Source organism: Arthrobacter sp. G119Y2 (genome assembly GCF_038069765.1).
GTDB lineage: Bacteria > Actinomycetota > Actinomycetes > Actinomycetales > Micrococcaceae > Arthrobacter_B.
The window spans coordinates 1-3,315 of the sequence record NZ_JBBPFS010000016.1 but is presented as its reverse complement, the minus strand read 5'-3'; the positions used below and the strand labels follow the sequence as shown (position 1 = coordinate 3,315).

Here is a 3,315-nt window from a genome sequence, read left to right as displayed (position 1 = left end):
GTCATAGCGTGGGGGAAACGCCCGGTCCCATTCCGAACCCGGAAGCTAAGACCCACAGCGCCGATGGTACTGCATCCGGGAGGATGTGGGAGAGTAGGTCACCGCCGGACAATATTTCGGTTGAGAGGTTGAGGTCCGCACCGTGTGGTGCGGGCCTCAGCTGTTTAACCCCCCGGTTGTTTAACCCAGCGGTTCTTCAGTAGCGGGTGTTCAGCTGCGGGTGTGTGGGGTCCTGTCCTGGTGGGCGGGGTCCTGTCCTGGTGGGCGGGGCCTTACGTGTTTAACCCCTGTTTCCCCTCACACGCGAGGGGTTCCCCTCACTCGAGATGGCAGCAACGGCACGTCTGAGCGCCCAGAAGAGCACTTACTGCCATCTCGCGGGGAAAGGATAGGGCAGAACCGCCGGCCGGGACGGGAGCACGAGCGCCGGCACCCAGGAAGCAACCCGGGCTTCCGGCACGGCCGCAAAGCCCGCCATGCTTGGGTCCCTTTCCCGATCCTCCCGCCGGGATGGCAGCAACGGCACGTTCTGAGCGCCGGGAAGAGAATTTACTGCCATCTTGCGGCAAGCGGGAGGGAGAGTACGGGGAGGGGGAACGGAAGGTGGGCGGCGATAGTACCGCTCCGGACCCATATATACGACGCCGACCACAGCTGTAACGCCGTTATCACCAGTCTCAGTAGTTGATTCCTGTACTTCCCCTTTTCATGCGCATGCCCAGCCGGTAGCCTCGCTGACCACGGAGCCTAGGGATGTAGTCCGTCCACAACTCGGTTCTGCGTATGTCCAACTGGGCCAAGTCGGGAAAGCGGGAAGTTATGAGTCTGCATGCCAAATCCGGCCGTGCGCCGGGCGCTAGTCATTTGATGAGGGGAGGCAGGGCCGGCGGTACGAGCCTGGGAATCTTTGCCGTGCTGTGCCTTCTGATGCAACTGGCGCCACCGGCCCATGCCGTGTTTTCGGGTCCATCGCCCGGAGAAGAGGTGCCTCTGGACGTCGTTGAAATTACGATGACCGGCACCGGGCCTGGCACAGCGGTGACGGGTGGGCTCCCGCCGATCGGTGCCGCCTTCGATCCGACAACGGGCTACCCGGCCGATGTTCCCGCGGGGTATGAAACGGCTAACGAACCCTTTGCCGGCATCATTAACACGGTGGATCAGGCGGGAAACACCCAGCAGATGTACTGTATCGATATTCGCACCGCTACCTATACAGGCCTCGGCTACGAGAACGGCTGTTGGGATGAATCCAACGTCCCTAACATCGGTTATGTTAACCGGGTCCTCAACAGCTACTTCCCGGATCAGCCGGGACTTCCCCCGGCCGCCAATGACAGCATCCGCGCCGCTGCCGTACAAGCAGCTGTCTGGTTTTTCAGCGACGGTTACGTGCTTCAGGACACCGACGCCATTCGCCCGCTGACGGCGCAGATTGTCGCCGACGTCCTTGCAGCCGGACCGCTCACCGAGCCGCCGGCGCCGGATGTGAACATTACTCCGCCGGTAGCGACCGGCCCTGTTGACGGGACCACAGGACCGTTCACTGTGACAGCAGGAGGCGGAGCGACTCTCACCGTTACTGTGCCGGACGGATTCACCCTATATACCGATGCCGCAGGAACTGTTCCACTCGTGGAAGGAACCCCGGTTGCTTCAGGCACGCAACTTTGGGTGCGAAGTGACGCGCAAACAACGGCGCCGGCAGTGATCACCGCGGAGGCAGTGGTCCCGGTCGAGACCGGCAACGTTTACCTCTACGCCGGAAACAACCCATCAGTAACCGAGGCCCAAAAGCTCATTCTTGCGGCAAATTCCTCGATCAGTTCCACCGCGCAGGCGACAGCGGAGTTTTTCCAAACCGGGGTGCTGACGGTCAACAAGACGTTCGTCGGTGATGCCGTGGGCCAACAGGGCGCAATCCTCCTCAACATTGATTGCGGAAACGGGTTCATTTTCCAAGCCACCATCGACGCCGGGAGCACCGAGGACCAGACGGCCACGTTCACAGGCATTCCCCTGGGAAGCACATGTGTCGTGACTGAACCGGAAACGGGATCAACGACTGCTGTCGAAGTGGTGTCCTCCGCACCCCAGGAAGTCGTGATCGAAGCCAGCTCAGCCGTCACTGTCAGCAATACGGTGAGCTACCGGCCGGGAGCCCTCAACGTCGCCAAAACGATCACCGGGAATGCTGCCGGTCTGCAGTCAGAGATCGTTCTCGATGTCGTGTGCGGAACAGTCCTGACCACCAGCGTTGTCATTCCCGCAGGGACGGCGGCCGGACCATACGGGGAAACCTTCACTGACATTCCGGCCGGAACGGAATGCACGGTGACGGAATCGAGCTCGGGTGCGACGTCGGAGGTTACCGTTGACGCGGGAGATCCGGTGACGGTAGTGATTGAGCCGGGCACCACAGTAACTGCGGGGCTGACCAACACGGTGCAGTTTGTGAACGGATCACTACAGGTTACTAAGATCGTGGCCGGAAACGGTGCGGGGCAACAGTCCGCATCGGTCCTGAACGTTGTTTGCGGGAACGAACTCGAGCAAGTGGTGCGGATCCCCGCTGAAACCCTCCCGGGGGAGTATGTCCAGGTCTTCGACGGCATTCCCGCCGGAACCGAGTGCACCATCACCGAACCAACGTCCGGTGAAAACGGCAACGTCACTGTCGAGACGATACTGCCCTACAGCGTCGTGATCGTCTCGGGCGAAACCGTAGCGGCGACGGTTACCAATACCTATGCCGTGTTGGGTAAGGACAGACTGGCCAGGACCGGGGCAAGTGCCAGTGCGCAGATATCCCTGGCCGGAGCAGGAGCGCTGCTGATCGGAACGCTCCTCGTTGCCGGCGCAGCACGACGGAAAGTGGACTAGGTCCCAGCCGCCGGCGGCATGAAATATCCCGACCGCCGGTGGTCAGCACCGGACCCAAATGGACCAGCTGGTGACCACCTGCTGGCCAGCAGGTGAAGGAGCCGGGCCTACGGGTATGACTGTGGGTAGCTTTCCCACCCGGGGAGCTACCCACAGTCATGCCCAAGACGGTGAGGGCATTACGCGGGCTGCGGCAAAGAGGTAAACCTGCAACGAAAAACGCAGCGAAAAGCGTCGCCGAGGCGTCACCCGGGGCGTTTTAGGGACCCCAGTCACAGCTAATGCAGCCGAGTTGCGGCGGGGTTCAAACCTGTGTAAAGTCTTCTAAGTCGCCGCGGCCGGGAGTTGAAAAACTTACCGAGCAGGGCGGCCAAACCCCACCAAAAACATCCTGGTGATCCATCCTGCCCCACGGGCCGGGAACGGAAAGCC

The 3,315-nt window shown here is 61.5% G+C and carries 1 protein-coding gene and 1 rRNA gene; both read left to right on the top strand.

Annotation, left to right across the window (positions count from 1 at the left end):
- A 5S ribosomal RNA gene (rrf, locus tag WKB88_RS18150) occupies window positions 1-110 on the top strand; the annotation flags it as partial.
- An 874-nt stretch (window positions 111-984) separates the two neighbouring features.
- On the top strand, window positions 985-2,883 hold the full coding sequence (locus WKB88_RS18145) for a thioester domain-containing protein (protein WP_341395965.1): 1,899 nt from the start codon (window positions 985-987) through the stop codon (window positions 2,881-2,883).
- Window positions 2,884-3,315: the final 432 nt, after the last annotated feature.